Genomic DNA, 20,997 nt, shown 5'->3' with positions numbered 1-20,997 from the left:
ATTGGGGAGTCTTCATAGCTTTTGGAGCGATTATGTTGGAGATATTTTTATTGGGTGAAATCAGAGTCCGGTTGTACGGTACGCCTGTCATCCAAATTCGCAGCCAAAAAGAGATAGCTTTGTTGGCCTATCTGGCGCACACCGGGCAAGCACATAACCGTGAAGCATTGGCTGATTTGCTGTGGGAGGCGCGTTCTACCAGGCAGTCGCTCTCTAATTTGCGCACCGTATTAGCCAGACTGCGCCAACAGGTGGGGGAGCATCTCATCGTCACCCCCAAAACTGTGGCCGTAACTCGCGCCGTTCATGAGCAACTGGATACCGTGCGCTTTCAGACGATGCTGGCTGGAATGGGCAAGGAACGGACGATAACGGCCGTCAACCTGCTCTCCCAAGGCCTGAAATTGTACAGCGGCGAATTTATGGCCGGATTCTCTGTTCCAGATGCGCCGCGCTTCGATGATTGGCTTGTGGTTGAACAAGAGCGCTTACGCCAAACCGCCATGCGCGGCTATCGCCAATTAGCCCGCTGGCAGGAAGAACAGGGCGCGTTTGCTGACGGGGTCATCACCGCCCAGCAGTGGGTCAGTTGGGATCCGCTGGACGAGACGGCCCAGCAGCAGCTCATGCGTTTGTTGGCTTATGACGGCCGTATCTCAGAGGCATTAAACGTCTACGAAAAATGCCGCCATCTTCTCCAGACAGAACTGGGCATCACGCCAGCCCCATCCACCATTGCCCTCTACCAAACCATTCAAGCCGGTTCCCTTTCGCCGCCCGACATCACCCCTGCGCCGCTGCATAATCTGCCTCGCGCCCTGACGCCGCTGTACGGCCGTAAAAAAGAAATCGAACAGCTCACCCAGGTTCTCTTAAACCCTGAATACCCACTCGTCTCCATCACCGGCGTCGGCGGCATGGGCAAAACCAGCCTGGCCCTGGCCGCCGGACGGCAGTTGGCTGCCGCCCCCCCACCGCTTTTCCAGGACGGCATCTGGTTCGTCTCCCTTGAGGAAATAGAAAACGACACCCCGGAAAAAGTCGGAGACAGGGTGGCCGCGTTGGTGGGGCGGGCAATGGGACTCTATTTCCATGGGGAAAGCGATCTCTGGTCGCAGTTGTTGGGGCAGTTGGCCGCGAAAAAGCTGCTGCTCATTTTAGACAACATCGAGCAGTTTTTGACTATCGCCTCCGACCTGATTGTAGACCTGCTGGAAGCGGGTGAGAATATTCACCTACTCACCACCTCCCGCACCACCCTGGCTTTGGCCGCCAGCGTCGCGTTTCCGCTAACGGGGCTGGAAACGCCGGCGCAGGTTTCGACCGAAGCCCTGCAAAATGAAAGTGTGCGCCTGTTTGCAGAAAGAGCCGCCCGGATGCCAACGCCTTTCCAACTAGAAAAGCATCTGGCAGAAGTCGTGGCGATTTGCCAATTTGTCGAGGGAATGCCGTTGGCGATTGAGTTAGCGGCTGCTGCGTTGGGACGGTTGATGATGGATGAGATCATGCCGGCCTTAACCGGCAATCTCCACCTCCTCGACACCACCCGGCATGACCTGCCGCCCCGCCAGCGCACGCTTCAGGCCGTTTTTGATACCACCTGGCAGTTACTCGACTCCCGTGAACAAATTCTGCTGGCGCAAATCTCCATTTTTCGCGGCGGCTTTACCCGCCCGGCGGCCGCAGCGGTGTTAAAAGACGCAAATTCGGGCTTATACATTTTGCAACATCACGCCCTGCTTGGCCGGGACGAAACGGGGCGTTTCAAAATGCACCCGCTCATTCGCCAATTGGCGGGTGAGCAGCGCGCCAACTTCCCCGACACTGCCGCCTTGTTTCAGGACAGCCTCGACAGTCACAGTCGCTACTACTTGCAGATGATGGGGCAGCAGGCGCAGATCTTGCAGCGCGGTGCGCCAAGCCAGCTTTTGGCAACACTCCAGCTTGAGCAGCACAATCTCCGTGCCGCCTGGCAGCAAGCCGTTAGGCAGGCAGCCTGGGCTGACATTGCCCAAAACTTGGAGGGCATTCAGCATTATTATTACCGCAGCGGCCTATTCCGTGACGGGATCGAACTGATCACCCAGGCTCTGGCAACGGCCGTTGCCACAGACGTACCGCCCCAACTCATCCCCAGCCTGCACCAGGCCAGAGCCGCGCTATTAGAACCGATCAGCCAGTTTGATCAGGCGCTGGCCGACATCAAACAAGCGCTCTGTCAAGAAACAGTCAGCCAGCAGACGCAAATCAGAGCTTATCTTGTCTGGGGATTGGTGCTCGATGGCCAAGGGGATTACCAGGGATCTCTGGCGCAATATCAAACGGCCGTTGATCTGCTGCAAGATAGTGATGAGTGGCTTTTACTGGCGAGAGGCAAGCAGGGAATCGGCTGGGCGCTGATTCAGATGGGGCAAACAGAAGCCGCCAGCGAGCCGCTGCAGCAGGCGCTTGAATGTTCACAGCGTGCTGATGACCAATTTGGGCAAATGATGACGCTGACCTTTTTGGGTGTGCAAGCACGACGGCGCAACAAGCTAATCGTTTGCGAACGCTATTATAAGCAAGCACTCGACATTGCCCGGCCGCTGGGGGATCGGCTGGTGGAGGGCAAGCTGTTGTCTAATTTGGGGGTCGCAGCTTCTATGCGATTTGCGTTGAGCCAGGCCCAACGATACCTGGAACAGGCCTTGACCATTTTTGAGCAGCTCAATGTGCCGAAAAATCGGGCCATCACGGAGGGTGATTTGGGGGTTGTGTATGCCAGAATAGGCAATTATGCGCGTGCCCAGCGCCTTTTGGAGCAATCGCTGGCGCTGGCGCGTCAAATTGGGGATCGCTACGGGGAGGCCTGGGGGTTGAACTGGTTGAGCGGCGTGGTATTGGCACAAGGTGACGCCACGACAGCCTTACAATTGGCCAGGGAAGCATTTTCGGTTGCCGAGGCTATCGGTATCAAGTCGCTGCAGGCTGGAGGGCTGGCAAAAATGGGGGATGCTTTGTTGGCGCATGGGGAGTTGGCTGAAGCGGCCGATTGCTACCACCAGGCGCAGATAATTTGTGCGCAGATAAACCAGGAGGCCGAGGCGTCCCTGATGCTCGCGGGTCTAGCCGACATCGCGCTGCGGCAGCAGCAGCCTGAGCGTGCCCTGACCCATGTGGAGACTGTTCTGACCACCATAGCAACCGAGCCAGAGATATGCCAGGGCATTCATTTGCAGGTTTACTGGGTTTGCTATCAGGTACTGCAAAATCTGGGCGACCCACGAGCAGCGGCCGTACTGGCTGCGGGTCATGGCATTTTGATGAGCCGTGCCGACCACATTGACGATAAAGCGGCCCGGCAACTGTTTCTGACTCAAGTTGCTGCCCATCAGCAAATTTTAGAAGCAATCACGCACAACCTGTAAAAGCGACAGTTTTCTGGCGGCCGTTCTATATAGGGCTTGTGTCGTAAGCGTCGGAAAACTTCCGGTCTTGTTAACATCACATTGCCATCCTTTGTCCAATAAAACGAGCGTTATCTTGGACGCCTGTGAATCATAGCTTTCGCGCTTGCCTCTGTCTGGAAACTGGATCCACAATAGTGGTCTGCTATTCAAGGTAGGGGAAAAGATAAGTGCCAGGACAAGGGAAAAAATTAAAATTGTGTTTCAACGCATGTTTGCTTATAATCTGGTTATGGTAGATGTGGCACACCCCGCGGAAAAATGGGCGAGAGACGCCCAACAACAATCGCCCGAATTGTCTTTGCGCCTGGCGGCAATGGCTGGTCACATGCGCTCTGACAAAATCGCCGCCAGACGCGCCGCACTGACCGATTTGCTGGCTGACGGCCGTCCCCATGCCCGCGAAGAAATTTGGCAAACAATCGCCGCTCAGCTCGGCCAAGAATGTTGGGGAAAACTGCCCCAAGAAGCGCTGGCCAGGGATTTGTCCGCTCTGCGTCAAGGCGGCATCCGCATTGCGTATAGCCGCCGCCCAGAAATATGCGGCTATTATTTGCAGTATCCGGCTTTGCAACGGCCGTTGTCCCATCCATATGAAGTGGTCAATTGGGAGCTTATCAACCATATCCGCCGCTTATCTGTTCCGCAAAAGAACAGCCGCGCTTTTGCCGCCGCCGATTTTGCCTTGCGTCAGAAAAAACTCATTCTAGCCGAAGCTCACCCCGATTGGTCGGCCGAAGGGGTCAGTAACGAAGCGCGGCGGCAGGTATTTGGCGTTGCAGCGGACAGTTTCGCATGACAAACTACGAACAAAGCCAGGCGTTTGGCGGCGTCATTGATGTCCTGGAAGCCGTTGGCGCCCAATACGCCATTTGGGGCGGTATGGCCGTTATTGCTTATGGCGAGCCTCGTTTCACCCAGGACATGGACATCTTACTCAGCCCGGAACAGTTCGCCGTCTCTCTATTTGTCCGCCGGCTGCGAGAAAGTCACTTTCATGTGGATGAAATGACTGTCAATGCGGCTTTGGGCGGCGGTTTTTTTAATGTCATTCACCTGGCCTATCACATTAAGACCGATTTTTACGTGCCCATTGAACCAGAGCTACAAGCGATGATGGCCGAGCGCGTTTATCTCCCTTTTGACGAGACGCGCCGCGCGGCCTACATTACACCGACTTCAGTGGTTATCGCCAAGCTGCGCGCCTATCAAGACAGTCAATCCACGCGCCACCTGGACGATATTGCTTCTATCGTTCGCTTACAAGGAACCGACTTGAATCGGGAACGCATTGATGTAGCCGCAGCTCGCTCGGGCACACTGGGCATATGGCGCGCCCTGTGGGAGAAAAACCGGCCGGATTAGCGCAAACTGGCGTGCTTGCCGGGGAATAGGCTGACATTTAGAACGGCCGTTTTTGCTGCAAAAACACCCCATTTGGCAGCATGGGTAAATAATGTATAATTAGTGAACAATGTTTACTTGATTTTACCCGATATGAACGAACTCTCCCCACAAGCGCGCCGGCTGGCGCAAACCCGTCAGGAAATCATCCACAATGCCCGCCATATCCTGGTGGAGCAGGGCATGGACGGGTTGTCCATTCGCGCGTTGGCTGACAGCATTGATTACACGCCGGGGGCGCTGTACAAATATTTCGGCAGCAAAGAGGAGTTGATTGACGCGGTGCGCGCCGACTGCTTTGCACGACTGAACGCCTTCATCGCCGTGCGCATTCACTCCGCCGGCAGTGCGGCGGAGATGCTGCTGGCCGGGGGTATGGCGTACATTGAGTACGCCGGGCAGCAGCCACAAGAGTATCACCTCATGTTCAACATGGAGCCGTCCAGAGCCACCTCTGGCGAGCAGCGGGTGTTGGCGATGCGCGCGCTGCTGCAAATTGTGCAGATGGGCATGGCGAACGGCGAGTTTTCCCCACAGGGCGCGTATGACACGACGGCCATCACCTACCATTGTTGGGCGACAGTGCATGGGATTGCTTCGCTGCATACCACTGTGCTGCTCGATGAGCGGGATGAGTTGTTGGCTGTGAGCCGCGTCATCATGCAAAAGGTGATAGAGGGTTTTACCGTCTAATTTTTTTGCCACCGAGTGAACATCGTTCACTCATTAAATTGTTTTTACGCAAGGAGTCGAGAAAATGATACCGACATGGCTTGACCAGCGAGAATACCCGTTTATCCCAAAGCAGTTCAGCCTGCCCATGGGCCAGATGAGTTATGTGGACGTAGGCGCGGGGGAACCAATTGTGATGGTTCATGGCAACCCGGTCTGGTCGTTTGTGTATCGCCACTTGATCAATGGGCTAAACGGCCGTTACCGCTGCATCGCCATGGACCACATCGGCTTTGGTCTGTCCGACAAGCCATACGATTGGACCTACCGGCCGCAGGACCACGCCGCCAACCTGCAAACTTTCCTGGACGCCCTCGACCTGACCGGCATCACCCTGGTGGTGCAGGATTGGGGCGGCCCCATCGGCCTCGCTTACGCCATCCGCAACCCAGAGCGCGTCAGGCGGCTGGTTATTTTGAACACCTGGCTGTGGCCGGTGAACGACGATTGGTATTATCGCGCTTTTAGCGGCTTCATGGGCGGGGTAATCGGCCGTTTCCTGATTCGCTATTTCAACTTTTTTGCCCGCTCCGTGGTGCGGACGGCCTACGGTGACAAGCGTAAATTGACGCCCCCCATTCACGCCCATTACCTCAACCACCTGCCCACGCCCGAAAGCCGCAAAGGGAGTTGGGTTTTCCCCGGTCAGATCATCGGCGCGACGGATTGGCTGGGGCAGCTTTGGGCGCAGCGCGCGCAGTTAGCGGATAAACCGGCGATGTTGGCCTGGGGGATGAAGGATATTGCCTTCCGCGAGAAGGAATTGCGCCGCTGGATGATGCTTTTCCCCGAAGCGAGCGTTACCCGCTACGCCGACGCCGGCCATTACGTGCAAGATGAAAAAGGGCCGGAGCTGGCGGCACTGATCGCCCAATTCATGTCTCTTTAGTCACCGGTTATAGCTCCCGTGGTAGCACCACACTTAATCGTGGTGAAGTTGCTATAGCGAGTTTTTTGAATTATGGCTTGCTTTATGTTCAGTAAACCATCAAGATCGGGCCGTTTTTAGGCTAAAATTCAGCTGATTTATGGAATTGGACTTTCGACAAGCCGTGCCAAGCTCAACTGCCACTGTTTGCATCTCTGGCAGGTTGCGTTCCCAGAGACGGGGCAGGCTGTTGGCCAGATAGCGTGCTACCCAGAGTTGCAGATAAGCGATATGCACCAGATGCCATCACGCTTCCTCTTTTTGTTTTTGAAAACGCTCCCGGAAAAGATTTGTCAGTCAATCAGGGGATCAGGCTGTTTTTTTCGAAGAACAGCACCATAAGGTCGGGCGGCCAGTCCGTCGCGCGATTCGTTACCTTGTCAACATGGGCAACGGTCATGAGGCAGCGCGATACACCCTGTCCAGCGGAATCGACCATAGTGCATTCTATGAGCGCATCAGGCCCGCGGAACTCACGTACGTAAGACGTGATAGTAATCTCCTGATCGCCCCGAACAGGCCGCAGAAAATCTATTTCCACTCTTCGAACCCAGGTCATGAACGGCAACGTCCCCAGGGTCCTCAGATCCCAGCCAACATAGTCACGTAACCCCTCCATCCGATGGTCGACAAAATAAGTCGCGTACTTCCCCGTACTCATATGATTATAGGGATCGAGATCAGAGAATTGTATCCGGTGTGTGCTCTTAAAAATGATGGGTGCCTTCGACATTCAGGACTCCTTTACTCTCAATCATAGATACCCGATTTTATTAAAGGTTTGATGTTTTGGTTGACGCGGAACAGGTTGCCGGGGTCGTATTTGGCCTTTATCTGCGCCAGGCGCGCATAGTTATGCCGGTATGCTGCTTCAACACGATCCACACCTTCATCCATCATCATATTCACGTAAGCGCCACCAGCCGAATAAGGGTGGAGGGCACTCCAGTAAGCTTTCGACCATTGGATCATACGTTCATTGTTAGCCGGATCAGGGTCTACGCCTACAATCACCTGGGCAAAGTTCGCTTCGCGGAAGCTCCAGGCGGTGTCATTTTCTCCTACCCGATGGGCTGCGCCGTTAATGGGATAAATGTGCATCGTGGAGTGGACCGTAGGCAGCTGTGAGGCGTGTTTAATATGCAGGTCAATAACCTCATCGTTGAGCTCGGTGAAGAAATCGGCATTCCAATACCATTGCAGGCCAGGTGGATACAAGCCGTCGAACAGGCTTTGCAAGGCAGGCAGAGGAATCGGCCCGGCAAAGTCCATGGCCAATGGCGCCAAGGCGCGGATGGGCGCGAAGATCTGTTCGGCCTTTTCCGGGTCGCCGGTATAGCACCAGGTGATAACGGCCGTTTTCTTCAAATGGTGCTCTACTGGGAACATATCAACCGGCGGGACGGTGTGAAAGCCAAACCAGCCGTTAAGCTCATCAGGGCCGGTCAGGATCAATTCGCGCCAGGTGCGCATGACAGTAGCCGCATGTTCCATCTCCCAGAACATCGGCCCGCCATACACCATGCTCACCGGACGGCCCTGGAAGAGGAAAGAAGTGACGACACCGAAGTTACCGCCGCCGCCGCGCACCGCCCAGAAGAGATCTTCATTTTCCTCAGTGCTAGCCGTGACCAAACGGCCGTCGGCCAGCACCATATCCACCTCTAACAGATTATCAATCGTCAGACCATAATGGCGGGTGAGATAACCCAGGCCGCCGCCCAGTGTCAGCCCGCCTACACCCGTCGTGGAAAGAAAGCCAGTCGGCACGGCCAAACCATACGGGTAAGTGGCGTGATCCACATCACCCCACAGACAGCCCCCTTCAACGCGCACTGTGCTTGCCGCCTGGTCCACGCGAATGCCTTTCATGAGCGAAAGGTCAATAACCAGCCCATCATCACAGCTTCCCAGCCCGGCGCCATTGTGACCGCCGCCGCGCACGGCCAGCAGCAGCCGGTTTTCACGGGCAAAGGTAACCGCGGCCTGCACATCGGCCGCATCCACACAGCGGGCAATAAGTCCAGGTCGTTTATCAATCATGCCGTTGTAAAGCTGCCGCGCCTCATCGTAACGGCCGTCTCCGGGCTGGATCAATTCGCCCCGTAAACTGCCTGTAAACGCAGTTACCGCTTCTTCATCTAACAAATTCACACTGCCCTTTACTTTCCGGTAAGTCATAGGTGCTGATGGCGACCAACTTGTTCATAATTGCAGGTAGCAAAAACACAAACTGCAAGGAGGACATATGTCAATCGCCATCATCCGAACTATACAAGTTCTGGAAGAAATCGTACAAATTCTGCCTGTGGGCACGAACCTGGCTCTTTTACATTTAATGTGGGTCATGCTCAATGGGTCCTTTCTCCAGAAGCCGAGGTGCTGTTCACGGCGCATTGGTTGAATCCGGTTTCACGCCAGGCCAGGTCAGGCGGAGTTGGTCAGCGCTGCGCTATGGCGTTTGGTCCATCAGCGAACTGATCGGGCGTTGGCGCGCGATCGTCCTGCGTGAAGGGCGTTGGCAGCCCCGTGAATATGATGGCTACCGACCATTGGCCGTGGACATCACAGCTTTTTTGGCGACCTAAACTCCAGGGTTGGGCCGGCAAGTTCTTTTATCGTCTAGCGAATCGGGCCGTCAAAGGCGTCGGCTACGGGGTCATCACGCAGGTGGGGCAAGTGGATGGACAACGGGTTCCTTTGCTCAAGCGGATAATTCGGGTCAAGCGGTCAGAGATGAGCGAAGCCGACCTCAAGGCGGATATTTTGCGCCAGGCAAGCACCTATCTGGACGAGAAGGAAGTTTGGATTCATGATGCTGGTGTGGGATTGGCCGACGTGCAGACAGCCAACATTGCCTGGTATGTCATTCGCCAGGCGGTGAATGTAACCGGGCGACGCAACTATCTGCCGCCGGCTAAGGATCGAGGCCGACCGGCTCAATACGGTGAAAAAGTGCGTCCGTTGCCGCGGGAACGACTCGAACACCTGATAGCAGCGACGTCGCCGGATGTCAGCACGCAATTTCAATTTCAAGGACGCACCATTCAAGTTCAAGGCTGGCAAGAGCTGGTGCGTGCTGACCAGAAAGTGGCCGATGCGACGCAAACCTTCACCATTTGGACCTTTTCCGACCCTTTGTATAAGAAGCCAATGGTTCTGGGCACAAACCTGGCGGCCTCGGCAGAGACGGTCTTTCTTCTCTACCTTGACCGCTGGCCCGTTGAGCAACCGCCACTGGTCGCCAAGCAAATGTTGGGATTACATCGTCAATCTGTTTTTGCCCCCGTCTCAGTTCTCCGGCTGCCAGAGTTGGCGTTGTTGGTGGCTAACATCCTGACCTACCTGGCTGCGGTGCTGCCGGCGATGCCTACCGGATTTTGGGACAGGCAGCCGAAGCGCACCTCAGGACGGTTGCGGCGCGTGTTAGCCAGGGCAGTTTTTCCTAATGAATACCTTTTGCTGACCGACTTCGAGAAAAGCAGTCGGTTACGGCCCATTTGCCCAAGGGAATTCTAGCCCATCGGCGAAGGAAACGACGCCAAACGGCTCCCTGAAACGGTATTTGGCGCTATTTTCGCCCACATTGTTAAAGTTCTTTGAGCCAAAGCTGGGCTTTGGATTGTTCGTTTTGCCCTTTTGGGGCAAGCAGTTACCGGAAAGTAAAGACTGCCTGTCATTTCTAAAACATCCATGTTCATCGTTTACCTCCAAAAGAATCTGAAATTGTTGTGGCCGGTTTCGGCCCGACCACCTCTAAAAAATGCAACTACGGCCGTTTCTGCGCGATCACATCCTCATGCAGAACAGCGTAAATCTCAACATCCTGATGTAAACCCTTGTGATACCACGCCCCACGGGCTGTGCCTTCGTGCCGGAAGCCGCATTTCTCGGCCAGCCGACGGGAAGCAACGTTGTCGGGGTGAATGACTAATCGGATTCGGTTGACTCGTTTGTTCTCGAACAGGTAACACACCAGCAGTTTGACGGCTTCGGTGGCCACACCTTTGCCGCGCTTTTCGGCGGCGTATACCTGGTAGGAGAGTTCGTACTCGTCCAGATAATTGACGGTTTTGAAAAATTCGATGTGGCCGACGATTTCATCGTTCGCAGAGACGATGACCAACATGCCGTCCTCTTTGTTCCAAAAACCACTCTCCTGGAACCGTTTATGGAAGAGTGGTTGGGCCAGAACACCGCGGGGAAAGAAGTCACCACGATTGTCAATGTCCAGGTGAAAAGCGTAAAGTTGATCCAGGTCAGTGTCGCGTACGGGGCGGAGTAAGATGATGTTACTTTTGAGCATGATGTCATCCTTTATTGATCATGGATTCTACCGCATGATGATGGGCAGCATGACCCGTATCGGCACAAACTCATCGTAGCCGATATCAAAACCGTTACCGGACGGCCGTTCATCCCCCTCAAAATCCACAGCAATTCCCGCATCCACGCCCGCATCAATCGCCGCAGACCCGACCTGTAGATGGAAGTCGCCCGCGTCAGGGTTCACAAACAGTGGATCACCTGTCACCCGGTTCTCATCCAAAGCCACGCTCCCCTGAATGTCCAGCCCGTTATCGTGGAACAAGGCATGGCTCAGCGCCACAAAGCCGGTGGTCACGTTCAGCCCTGTCGCATGGTTGGCAACAATCGTGTTTTGGATAAGGAGGATCTCTTTCGTCGTGCTTATCGCCGGGCTGTTCACAAGTTCCGAACTGGCGATCATCACATGCTTCAGGGCCGCTGTGCCACTGTCCTGGAGAGACACCACTGCTCCATCTGCTGGCGCGGTATTGCCGGCAAACAGCGTATTGACTATCAAGACATCCCCGGCACCAGATTGCGCCACGCCGCCAAGCGTATTATTTATAAACAGGCTGTTTGTCACCATCAGGGGGCCTTGCACCACGATGCCCCCACCATTGTTCACAAACTGGCTGTCGGCAATCGTCGCTTCTTGAGTAGCATCAGAAGACTCAAGTGCAATATGGTCGTTATTGGCAAATAACACGTTGGTTGCTTGCGTCCGGTAAGCAAAAGCAGCCGGGGTAGCACCTGAATTATTCAGAAACTGTGTGCCCGTCAGAACCATACTGCCCAACGCCACCAGTCCAGAATTGGCGTTGTACTCAAAACTGCCGCCGTTAACCACGATATCGCGCACCCGAGCGCCGCCCATGAAAAAAGCGGTGTTGCTGATAAAGCGCGTATCGGTCATTACGACGTTGTAGCCAAACAGACCGCCGCCATTAAGCGACGCTGTGTTTTGCTCAAATTGGCCGCCATGGATGGTTAGCCCCTCCTCCGCCTCAGCAACCAGCCCGCCGCCATGAAAGCTGGCAGTGTTGCCCACAAAATCCACGCTGTTTAGCGTCATCGTCACGGCCGTAGAAACGAACATGCCCCCACCGCTGCCGCCTGTACCATTGTTTTCAAAGCGGGAGTTTGTCACCTGAACCGGGACCGAACCAAAGATAGACGCGCCACCGCCATTGCCACGTGAGGCACTGTTGCCGCTAAATAAGGTTCCCGTGATGACCGCCGCGCCGTTGGCAAACAGTCCGCCGGCCGCACCACCTGTCGTGTTGCTGATGATTTCCGTGTTTGCCACTGTCAGCGTATTTGCCGCATAGAGACCGCCGCCGATGCAACTAATCGCTGTAACGCATTGATTGTTTTGGATGATGCTCCCGTTAACGGTCAACGCCCCCCCGGCGTAGATCGCCCCTCCTTCGTCGCTGGCGTTGTTCCCTTGAAAGAAGCTGCCATTCACCACCATCGCACCTGTACTGCTCACCCCGCCACCCGACGCGGCACTGCTGTTTAGCACGTTGATGCCGTTTAATGTCAGGTTGCCATTAGAGTTGATCCCGCCGCCGGACAGAGTGCCAAAAGCCACAGCGTTTTGCACCGTCAGGCCGGTGATAGTCACCGGTACGTTAGCAATCGTTAAACCGCGATAAAGATTTTGCCCATCAATCTTGAATGGCTGAAGAACAGTACCGGCAGCAGGCACATAGATAGTCACAGCTTCCGTGATGGTCGGCAGTGCGCTTTGCAGGTCGAGCTGGCCCAGGGCAATGATGGTAATTAAATCCTCACCCGGCGTGATATTGGCATTCAGGATGGCCTGCCGCAGCGAATTTAGCCCGCTGTCGTTCAAATTAGTGACCAAATAAGTTGTCTGTAAGGCTGCCTGAATGGCGTGTGTACCCGCCACCGCCATGGTAGTACCCAAAACGCTCATTATGATGATGCCCATCACGTATTTCAGCCTGCGTGTCATACAAACCTCCCAGCAACAAAAACAGTGTTCCACCCACCTGTTTGGTTAAGCCTGGCACATACCACACAACGCCCAGTTTGCCAGAGCCACAGACCGTCTATATAATTTTTTCAAACGATCTGGCGGAGAAAACAGAGTTAGCTCGTTCCGCCTTTCAGGATCAAGTTCACCTCATTTGTCATCACTGGTCCCCATTGTAGAAAACAACCCTCGCTTAAAACTCGCACAAACCCTCGCGCAATTGGCGGCCGTATGGGCCAAAATGGGTTTGGCCGGGCAGGAATAGGGCAAACTTATGTGGCGGTTCACACTATTTGGCGCACCAACACTAGAAGGCAACGGCCGTACTCACCACCTGCCCCGCCGCAAAGCCAGGGCCTTGCTCACCTATCTGACCGTCACCCAACAGGCGCACGGCCGTGAAGCCATAGCCACACTGCTCTGGCCCGACCACGATCAGCAGCAGGGCCGCGCCGACCTCAGCCGCATCCTGTCTAATTTGCGTCAGGTATTGGGCGCTGACACCATTCTGGCCGACCGGCAGCAGATAGCCCTAAATGAAAAAGCGCCGCTGTGGGTTGATGTGGTTCACTTTCGCCAGCAGTTGGAGGCTTGCCGAGAGAGTGCCGTGGGGGAGATGGACGATGATTGCCGCCAAAAATTGGTGGCCGCCGTAGATTGTTATCAAGCTGATTTTCTGACCGGTTTTACCCTGCCCGACTGCCCCGCCTTTGACGAGTGGCAATTTCTACAAACCGAAGCCTTGCGCCGTGAGTTGAGCTGGGCGCTCGAAAAGTTAATCCATATTGATGAAGCTCGGAATGACCTGACCCAGGCCATTGTTTATGCCCAACGATGGGTAGGGCTGGATCCGCTGCACGAACCGGCGCAGCGGCGGCTTATCGCCCTCTACGGCCGTAACGGACAGCGCGCCGAAGCCCATCGCCAATACCAAACGTGCGAACGTCTGCTGGCCGAGGAGCTGGGCATCGAACCTGAGCCAGAGACCAGAGAACTCTATGAACAGATCCGCCGGGGCGAGACAGCGAGAGGAGCAGCCGGGGTAGACGGCCGTTCCCTTGAGACACTGCCGTTTTCAAGCACCCCATTCACTGACCGCCCTCCCGCACCGCGCTCTCCATTTGTGGCCCGTACCGGGGAATTGGCGCAATTGAACAGCTATCTGGAGGGAGCGCTGACCGGGAACGGCCGTGTTGTCTTCGTCACCGGAGGCGCGGGCCGGGGCAAAACATCATTGCTTGCAGAATTCGCCCGCCGCGCACAAGAGGCGCACTCAAATCTGATTGTCGCCAGCGGCAGCGGCAGCGCCTTCGCCGGTGTGGGCGATCCCTATCTACCCTTCCGCGAGGTGATGGAACTGCTAACCGGGAACTTCACCTCCAGGTGGGCCAGTGAACAACCAGGTATTGAGCAGTCGCGTCGTTTATGGGCCTTACTCCCTCACACGGCCCAGGCGATCCTGAAGTGCGGTCCGCAGTTGCTGGATGTCTTTGTCTCCGGTAAACAATTACTGGCGCGGGCCACGGCTGCTGCCCCTGCTGGTTCAAGTTGGGTGGCGGCCCTGGCTACAGAAATTGCCAGAAATCAAAATGGCCCCAGCGCCCGAGAACAGGCCGCGCTCTTTGGGCAGTTCACGAACGTGCTGCACCAGTTGGCCCAAAACCACCCCTTGCTGATTACCCTTGACGACTTGCAATGGCTGGACGCCGCCTCCATAGGGCTGCTGTTCCATCTTGGCCGCCGTCTGGCTGGCAGCCGCATTCTCATCGTTGGCGCCTACCGGCCGGACGAACTCCCCCGAAGCGGCGATGGCAAGCCACCCTATCTGGTCCAGGTTTTAGATGAGTTCAAGCGAAACAATGGTGACGTGTTCATTGATCTGGCCGAGGCCGACAAGCGTGAGGGCAGGGCTTTTATTGATGCCTTTTTGGATACCGAACCAAACCAGTTGGATGCGGCATTTCGCCAGACGCTCTGGCAGCGGACAGAGGGTCATCCCCTATTTGTAGTGGAGTTACTGCGAGAGATGCAGAACCGGGGTGATCTGATTCAAGATAAAGCAGGGCAATGGCGCGCAGGTGCGGCGCTGAACTGGCAGACGCTTCCGGCTCGTGTTGAAGCAGTTATTACGCGGCGGGTGGAGCGGCTGAGTGGCGACTTGCGGGCTGTTTTGGATGCCGCCAGCGTAGTGGGGGAACTGTTTACGGCCGAAGTTGTGGCTCAGGTGTTGGGGGTGGCGGAACGGCCGTTGCTGCACAGCCTATCACAACAGTTGGGCAAACAACAGCGGCTGGTACGGGAACGGGGTGAGATAAAAGTTGGTCAGCGTTACCTCTCCGCCTACCAGTTTAGCCACGTCCTGTTTCAACAATACCTTTACCACGAACTTTCCCCAGGGGAACGCCGCCGCCTGCATGGTGCGGTTGCCGCTGTGCTGGCGGAGTTGTATGCGGAAGATATGGATCAAGTTGTTGTGCCATTGGCTTACCACTATACGGCCGTTGCCGACTGGCCCCAAGCTACACAGTGCCATAACCGGGCTGGCGACCTGGCCTACCAGAGAGCCTCCCTGCCCGATGCTGTGTACCACTATCGGACTGCTCTGGCTCATTGGCCCCAATCTGACCCGGCGGGACAGGCAGGTATATTGTCTAAACTTGGCGAGAGTCTGTGGATTCTGGGACAGCACCAGGAAGGCATGACGGCCGTTCAAGCCAGTTATGATTTGTTTCACGGGGTGGAAGATAACCAGGGGATGGCGACCGCCCAGCGGTTATTGGGCCGCATACAGTGGGAATTGGGAGAACTGGACGAAGCTGGACGCAGCTACCGGCAAGCCCTCGACATTTTGGAAGGCGAGCCTGAAAGCGAGGCGCAGGCCTGGGCGCTGGCCAGTATGTCCAATTATCACATGCACCTGGGCAATTATGAAGAGTCCATCAATCTGGGGCAGCAGGCATTGGCCCTGGCCCGTCGTCTAGGGGCTGACGCTTTAATCATTCAATGCCTGTGCGACCTCGGCTCCGCCATCTCCAGCAAGGGTGATTGGGAAGGGCTGGCATTGGAGCAGGAAAGCCTGACCATGGCTCTGGCCTCTAATCGCCCCCACGATGCCGGCCGTGCTTACCTGTACATCGCTGAAGCGCTCATCTACCTTGGTCGTTATGATCAGGCCAGGGAGCTTCTGCAAGAGGCCATTGTTTACACTCAGCGAATGCATGTCTCCTATATCGTCACCGGCGCATTCTGCATGTTGGCTGAATTGGACCAACTTGCCGGTCGTTGGTCGACCGCCCTGACGCAGTTACAGACAACAGTTGAACGCACCGGCAGCGAAGAATCAACCGGGCCTTCCCATCTCTATGTTAGCCTGCTGCTTGGCCGTCTCTACAATGACCTGGGGCTGGCAGAGCAAGCGCATAAACTGCTGACTGCGGCCCTGGCTGGCCCGGTTAAAAGTCTGGATCCGCGGGTGGCCCTGTTAGGCGAACTGGCACGGGCCGAAACCGTACGTGGTCGGCAGGAAGCCGTTTTAGCTGCCAGCAGGGAGATACTAAAATTGACCGGGCAGACTCGCTATCTCTTCCCGAACATCAGCCTGGCGTTGTTGTTCATCTGCCAGTTGCCACTGATGTTCAGGTTGCCCAAATTGGTTCGTATGGCCCAATCCGCTTACCTGCAGTTGGAGCGATTAGACCGGCAGTACAGTACGCCGACCACCGCCGCCTGCCTTCTGGAGGGGAAGGGCTGGTTGACCTTTGCTGAGGTTGACGTGATGGAAGCGACCGCCGCATTTGGGCAGGCGGTTACCAGATGGCAGGCGTTGGGTCATCCTTATGACCAGGCCCGCGCCTTGAGTGGATTGGGGCAGGCTCTGGCACAAGCGGGAGATAAGGATGGGGCCAAATTGGCATCAGCGCAGGCAGAGGAGTTAATCACTATCCTGGCGACGCAGCTAGAGGATTCAGCGTTGAAATCCTCATTTCTCGATTCGCCACTGGTACGAACCTTTCGTACCAGTTTCAAATGGTCGTTCAAAACATCACAACTCTAGCATGGGGTTCCCCCGTTTTAGTAGACACAGATAATGGTCATACCGCTAACGCCTGTTTTTGATAACTGGCTTCGTAGGCTTGCGGACTCACGTAGCCTAACGCAGAGTGCCGACGCTGTCGATTATAGAAGCCTTCGATGTAAAAGAATATATCTGTCATCGCCTCCTCTCGGTTGAGATAAACCGTTTGATAAATCAACTCCATTTTCAGGGCACTAAAGAAGCTTTCGGCCACGGCGTTGTCATAGCAATTGCCAGTGCCACTCATGCTCGCCTTGACCTGACAAGCCTGAAGTAATCGTTGAAACTCATGGCTGGTGTATTGGCTGCCGCGGTCGGAGTGAAACAGAAGGCCTGCTTGGGGCTGACACTGCCGCCAGGCCATCTGAAAGGCCTCTCTGACCAATTGCCCAGTCATCCGGGCATTCATCGCCCAACCCACGATACGGCGAGAATAGAGGTCAATCACCACGGCCAGGTACAACCAGCCGGCGGCCGTCCAAACGTAGGTGATATCCCCGCACCACTTTTCCGCTGGCTGGCTGGCGCTGAAATCCTGGGCCAGGTGATTGGGGGCAGCAGGATGGTTCTTATTTTGCTGGGTTGTCGTTTTGTACCGTTTAGACTGTTTGCCCCGGATACCATGTTGCCGCATCAAGCGTGCCACCCGGTTCACGCTGCACGGTATTTCATCTTTGATCTCGTGGTAAATGCGCGGGCTACCGTAACAACCACGATTCGCTTCATAAGCCGCTTTGATTTTGTCCAGCAGGTGTTGATTGGTATCTCCCGCTGACTGATGGGCCGCGTCCGCCAGTCATAATATCCGCTGCGGGAAATCTGTAACAGGTCACACATAAGACTTACCTCGAATTCTGAACGATGCCGTTCCACGAAATCATATCTCACTGGTTTGGGTGCGTGAAGCCTGTGCTGAGCGGAGCCGAAGCGATGGCCACTGCTTTTTTTAGGATTTCTTTTTCCTGCCGTAAGCGGGCGTTTTCCCGCTCAAGCTGCTTGACCTGCTCGGCCAATGGCTCTTCGGCCAGGGGACGATTCGACCGGGGTGCGATGACCTCGCCGGCCGCTTTGGCTTTCAAGCGGTTCCAGCGAGACAGCAACCCTGGTGTAATGCCCAGTTCCCGTTCAATATCTGCGGCGGAGCGGCCACTGCTACGCAGTAGGCTAACCGCTTGTTCTTTGAATACCTCTGAGTATTCTCGCATTTGCTTTTTCATTGGTTACCTCCAAAACAAGTGTACTCAATTTGTCTCTTGTATGTGTCCACTTTTTTGGGGGAACCCCAGTTATCAAGCAACGCATCTACAAGACAGCGAACAGATCCCTATCCCCCCTCTAGCTTCCACAACCTGGTCAGATGGGATAGGGTGGGGGAACACCAATGGATGCCCGCCGTTAAGCGATCACCTTGGGGCTTTTCGTCTCCTTTCTTGAGCTTGCTAAAGGGCCAGGTCTGCGCCATCGCCGAGGGCCACGTAGGCCGCCGAGAATTCCTGGTACAGTTTTTCGCTGCTGGGGATGCCGCGCAGATTGGCTAATAGCGCCAACGCCTGGTCATAAACCTGACGCGCCTTATCGGCTTTTCCCTGGCTGGCTAACGCCTCGGCCAGGCCGCCCAGGCTGTTGGCCTGGTTCACCTCGTCCCCCAACTCGCGCCAGACGGGAATGGACGTCGCAAAAAATGGTTCAGCCTCAGCAAAACGCGCCTGTTTGACGATAACCGCTCCCAGGCTGTAACAAATAGAGGCATATAGCACGAAATGGAGTTCCGGCTGCCGCGACATGGCGCTGTAGGTTTCGCGCAGATGTGCCTCGGCCTGTTCATACTGCGCCTGGTCGAAATAGATAACGGCGATGTTGTATTGCACGACCAATTTCTCCAGCCAGATGGACGTTCTTGCCAGGTGGTTGAGCGCTTGATGGTAAGCCAGTAACGCCTCGTCTATTTTGCTTTGCCCGCGTAAAACGTTGCCCAGGTTGTTGTAGACGCGGCCGGATTCGACCGGCCGCTGCAACGGCCGCCACAAATCAAGCGCCACGGTGTACCAATCGGCCGCTTCATCCAGTTGGCCTAAGGCTTCGTAAATGAGACCGATGCTGTTGGCGGTTGCCGCCCGCCAGGCGTCGCTTTGCCGGGCGGTAGCTGCCGCTTCCCAGGCGGTGAGCGCGTATTGTCTGGCTTGCTCATAGCGGAATTTGCGCCGGTAATCTTCGGCTAATTGGAAGGCGATTTCGCAGGCGGCCAGGCTATGCGGCGGCAAGGGGGCAATTATCGCAGCCGCTTCCTGGTGGATGGCTAAGGCTTCATCCAGCCGGTTGCGCAGCCGGTACAGTTGACCCAGGCGGCCCAGAAAACGGCCGTGTACCTCCCGCTCTCTATCACAAAAACGCTGGGAAACAGCCTCAAACAAGGGCAGCCACATCGGCCATAAGCTGCTGCTCTCCACCAAATGGAAGGTAGCCAGCGTCAGGCGCACTGCCTGGCGGCGCGTTTCCTCTAGCGCCAGCCCCAGTTTTACCGCCCGCAAAATGTTATTGTGTTCCACCATAAACGCCTGGTTGGGGGAACCGTTCAACTCGGTGACAACGCCTTCCCAATAATCAAGCGCGTAGCCCACGATGCGGACGCTTTCCGGAGAAGCAATCGCTGCCGAATCTGCCGCGCCATCGTCTATCATCTATCGTCTGTTGTCCTTTTCTCCGGCAAATTCATTTACAGGAAGTCATTGGGATAATGGATGATTTCTGTTTGCAGGAAGGTTTTGGTCAGGCTGTGGATACGGTAACGCAGCTGCTCATCCCAGATTGACCCTTGCGTTTCCAGCAGAGAACGGTTGATTAAATCGGCGATGGCGGCGTTGATGGCTCGCAGGTCCAGCGCCGGGCAGAGGGAGGCGAGGTAGGCCAGACTGGCCCCATCGGCCGAATCGGGGAGTTGCATCGCTTTGAGGACGGTTTGGCCTTCTCCGCTCAAGGCGCGCCACGCTTTCCAATAGATATGCCGGTACATCGCCTCAATTTCCGCCTCTACCTTCAATTCTGTCAGGTCGTTGAGGATGGCCGGGACGCTGTGCCGGTCGGAGAGGCCGACGATGAGTTTGAGGGCCAGCGGGTTGCCGCCCACTTTTTGCTCGATGGCGCTGATTTGTTCGGCGGAAGCGTCGGCCAGTTCCCGACGGCCGATTTTGTGGGCGTGCTGGCGCAGGAGGTCGGCGGCGGCGGTCGCCGTCAGCGCGGCCAGGGGTTGGACGAAAAAGGTGTTGTTGGCCGCCGGCCGGTGGCGGGAGGTGAGGATGAATTTGCTGGGGTTGGCGAGTTTGCTCAAGCCCTCGGCCAGGTGGGAAAGGTCTTCTTCTAGACCGTCAATCAAGACGAGGCAGGGGCAGGATTTCAGGAGTTGGGTGAGTTGCCGTTCTATGTCGGCTTCATGGGTCGCCGATAGGCCCAGCTCTCTGGCCAACCGGGCGAGGAGGTTGGGCCAGGGGCAGGTTACCCGATTCCAGGTAGAGGGCGCTGATTTTTTGGAAGCGCAGGGTGGGGGCAATCAGACGGATGGCGCGGTCGGCAACGGCCGTTTTCCCCAATCCGCCCAGCCCGCTGACAACAATCAACCAGGAATGATCCGGGGCCAGCAGCGCCGCTTGCAGCCGGGCGACGCTCTCCTCTGCGCCAAACAGGGTGTCGTAAGTTGGCTCTTTGTGCAAGCCTTGCAGCAGATGGTCCAGATGTCCCTGCCGGGCGTTGCCCTCCCACTGCATCAGAATGGCGGCTAACTGCTCAATCGCCCGGCGCTGTTCCCGGTGCGCCTGGTAGCGGTTTTCGTAGCCCAGCTTGTGGGCAATGCCGCGCATGGTCAGCCGGTCTATGTAATGGGCCTGGAGAATTTCCGCGCCGCGCGGGTTGCTTTCGGCCAACTGGTGGATGCCCGCCAGCAGCAGTTTGCCGCAGACAATGTGCCAGACCGGTTCGGCTTCTTCGTTTTCTGCTTGGAGGCGTTGGCGCATGATGAGCAGCTCTTTGAAGAAGGGCGGCGTGGGGGCGCCGGTGGAGAGGCTGGTCAGGGCAACGGCCGTTGCTTCCTTAAAATCGTCAAAGGTCACTG

Annotated in this window: 16 protein-coding genes; 7 read left to right on the top strand and 9 right to left on the bottom strand. The window is 56.1% G+C overall.

The window, feature by feature from the left end:
- Positions 1–32 precede the first annotated feature (32 nt).
- The 5 genes from IPM39_09940 to IPM39_09920 all read left to right on the top strand — a co-directional run bounded on the left by IPM39_09940 (position 33) and on the right by IPM39_09920 (position 6,471).
- Positions 33–3,407, top strand: a complete 3,375-nt coding sequence (locus IPM39_09940) for a tetratricopeptide repeat protein (protein MBK8986387.1) — start codon at positions 33–35, stop codon at positions 3,405–3,407.
- Between the two features lie 238 nt (positions 3,408–3,645).
- Positions 3,646–4,245 carry a hypothetical protein gene (locus IPM39_09935; GenBank protein ID MBK8986386.1) on the top strand — a complete coding sequence of 200 codons (600 nt, stop codon included), beginning with the start codon at positions 3,646–3,648 and terminating at the stop codon, positions 4,243–4,245.
- The gene (locus tag IPM39_09930) at positions 4,242–4,811 is read left to right on the top strand and encodes a hypothetical protein (GenBank protein ID MBK8986385.1); all 570 of its coding nucleotides are present in this window, start codon (positions 4,242–4,244) and stop codon (positions 4,809–4,811) included. Before IPM39_09935 ends, IPM39_09930 begins: the two co-directional genes overlap by 4 nt.
- Positions 4,812–4,943: 132 nt before the next feature.
- Positions 4,944–5,543 (top strand): TetR/AcrR family transcriptional regulator, encoded by a 600-nt coding sequence (locus IPM39_09925; protein ID MBK8986384.1) that lies wholly within the window; start codon positions 4,944–4,946, stop codon positions 5,541–5,543.
- A 64-nt stretch (positions 5,544–5,607) separates the two neighbouring features.
- Positions 5,608–6,471, top strand: coding sequence for an alpha/beta fold hydrolase (locus IPM39_09920; protein MBK8986383.1), 864 nt, complete (start codon positions 5,608–5,610; stop codon positions 6,469–6,471).
- Between the two features lie 340 nt (positions 6,472–6,811).
- Here IPM39_09920 and IPM39_09915 read toward each other — a convergent pair whose 3' ends face one another.
- Complete coding sequence (locus IPM39_09915) at positions 6,812–7,243, bottom strand: acyl-CoA thioesterase (GenBank protein ID MBK8986382.1); 432 nt, start codon at positions 7,241–7,243, stop codon at positions 6,812–6,814.
- A 17-nt stretch (positions 7,244–7,260) separates the two neighbouring features.
- Positions 7,261–8,691 carry an FAD-binding oxidoreductase gene (locus tag IPM39_09910; protein ID MBK8986381.1) on the bottom strand — a complete coding sequence of 477 codons (1,431 nt, stop codon included), beginning with the start codon at positions 8,689–8,691 and terminating at the stop codon, positions 7,261–7,263.
- A gap of 354 nt (positions 8,692–9,045) precedes the next feature.
- Between IPM39_09910 and IPM39_09905 the strand changes: the two genes are divergently transcribed.
- A complete protein-coding gene (locus tag IPM39_09905) occupies positions 9,046–10,029 on the top strand; it encodes a hypothetical protein (GenBank protein MBK8986380.1) in 984 nt (327 codons plus the stop codon).
- Positions 10,030–10,279: 250 nt separating this feature from the next.
- On the opposite strand, the gene IPM39_09900 is transcribed toward IPM39_09905, so the two are convergent.
- Both IPM39_09900 and IPM39_09895 read right to left on the bottom strand, forming a co-directional pair.
- Positions 10,280–10,816, bottom strand: coding sequence for a GNAT family N-acetyltransferase (locus IPM39_09900; GenBank protein ID MBK8986379.1), 537 nt, complete (start codon positions 10,814–10,816; stop codon positions 10,280–10,282).
- A 27-nt stretch (positions 10,817–10,843) separates the two neighbouring features.
- Entirely contained in the window at positions 10,844–12,799 is a 1,956-nt protein-coding gene (locus IPM39_09895) for a hypothetical protein (GenBank protein ID MBK8986378.1), read from the bottom strand.
- A 295-nt stretch (positions 12,800–13,094) separates the two neighbouring features.
- On the opposite strand from IPM39_09895, the gene IPM39_09890 reads away from it, so the two are divergent.
- Positions 13,095–16,874, top strand: a complete 3,780-nt coding sequence (locus tag IPM39_09890) for a tetratricopeptide repeat protein (protein ID MBK8986377.1) — start codon at positions 13,095–13,097, stop codon at positions 16,872–16,874.
- Positions 16,875–16,911: 37 nt separating this feature from the next.
- Here the strand turns inward: IPM39_09890 and IPM39_09885 are convergent, their stop codons facing one another.
- The 5 genes from IPM39_09885 to IPM39_09865 all read right to left on the bottom strand — a co-directional run bounded on the left by IPM39_09885 (position 16,912) and on the right by IPM39_09865 (position 20,995).
- Positions 16,912–17,691 carry an IS3 family transposase gene (locus tag IPM39_09885; GenBank protein MBK8986376.1) on the bottom strand — a complete coding sequence of 260 codons (780 nt, stop codon included), beginning with the start codon at positions 17,689–17,691 and terminating at the stop codon, positions 16,912–16,914.
- Between the two features lie 88 nt (positions 17,692–17,779).
- Entirely contained in the window at positions 17,780–18,112 is a 333-nt protein-coding gene (locus IPM39_09880) for a transposase (protein ID MBK8986375.1), read from the bottom strand.
- A gap of 222 nt (positions 18,113–18,334) precedes the next feature.
- Positions 18,335–19,573 carry a tetratricopeptide repeat protein gene (locus IPM39_09875; GenBank protein ID MBK8986374.1) on the bottom strand — a complete coding sequence of 413 codons (1,239 nt, stop codon included), beginning with the start codon at positions 19,571–19,573 and terminating at the stop codon, positions 18,335–18,337.
- A 35-nt stretch (positions 19,574–19,608) separates the two neighbouring features.
- Positions 19,609–20,265, bottom strand: coding sequence for a hypothetical protein (locus IPM39_09870; protein ID MBK8986373.1), 657 nt, complete (start codon positions 20,263–20,265; stop codon positions 19,609–19,611).
- Positions 20,266–20,320: 55 nt separating this feature from the next.
- Entirely contained in the window at positions 20,321–20,995 is a 675-nt protein-coding gene (locus IPM39_09865) for a hypothetical protein (protein ID MBK8986372.1), read from the bottom strand.
- Positions 20,996–20,997: the final 2 nt, after the last annotated feature.

The sequence above is a fragment of the Candidatus Leptovillus gracilis genome (genome assembly GCA_016716065.1).
Classification (GTDB): domain Bacteria; phylum Chloroflexota; class Anaerolineae; order Promineifilales; family Promineifilaceae; genus Leptovillus; species Leptovillus gracilis.
This window is presented reverse-complemented; position numbering and strand designations above follow the sequence as displayed.

Coding starts and splice junctions, on each gene's coding strand:
- IPM39_09940 (MBK8986387.1), top strand. CDS start 33: ATGTTGGAGATATTTTTATTGGGTGAAATCAGAGTCCGGTTGTACGGT.
- IPM39_09930 (MBK8986385.1), top strand. CDS start 4,242: ATGACAAACTACGAACAAAGCCAGGCGTTTGGCGGCGTCATTGATGTC.
- IPM39_09925 (MBK8986384.1), top strand. CDS start 4,944: ATGAACGAACTCTCCCCACAAGCGCGCCGGCTGGCGCAAACCCGTCAG.
- IPM39_09920 (MBK8986383.1), top strand. CDS start 5,608: ATGATACCGACATGGCTTGACCAGCGAGAATACCCGTTTATCCCAAAG.
- IPM39_09915 (MBK8986382.1), bottom strand. CDS start 7,243: ATGTCGAAGGCACCCATCATTTTTAAGAGCACACACCGGATACAATTC.
- IPM39_09910 (MBK8986381.1), bottom strand. CDS start 8,691: ATGACTTACCGGAAAGTAAAGGGCAGTGTGAATTTGTTAGATGAAGAA.
- IPM39_09905 (MBK8986380.1), top strand. CDS start 9,046: ATGATGGCTACCGACCATTGGCCGTGGACATCACAGCTTTTTTGGCGA.
- IPM39_09900 (MBK8986379.1), bottom strand. CDS start 10,816: ATGCTCAAAAGTAACATCATCTTACTCCGCCCCGTACGCGACACTGAC.
- IPM39_09895 (MBK8986378.1), bottom strand. CDS start 12,799: ATGACACGCAGGCTGAAATACGTGATGGGCATCATCATAATGAGCGTT.
- IPM39_09890 (MBK8986377.1), top strand. CDS start 13,095: ATGTGGCGGTTCACACTATTTGGCGCACCAACACTAGAAGGCAACGGC.
- IPM39_09880 (MBK8986375.1), bottom strand. CDS start 18,112: ATGAAAAAGCAAATGCGAGAATACTCAGAGGTATTCAAAGAACAAGCG.
- IPM39_09875 (MBK8986374.1), bottom strand. CDS start 19,573: ATGATAGACGATGGCGCGGCAGATTCGGCAGCGATTGCTTCTCCGGAA.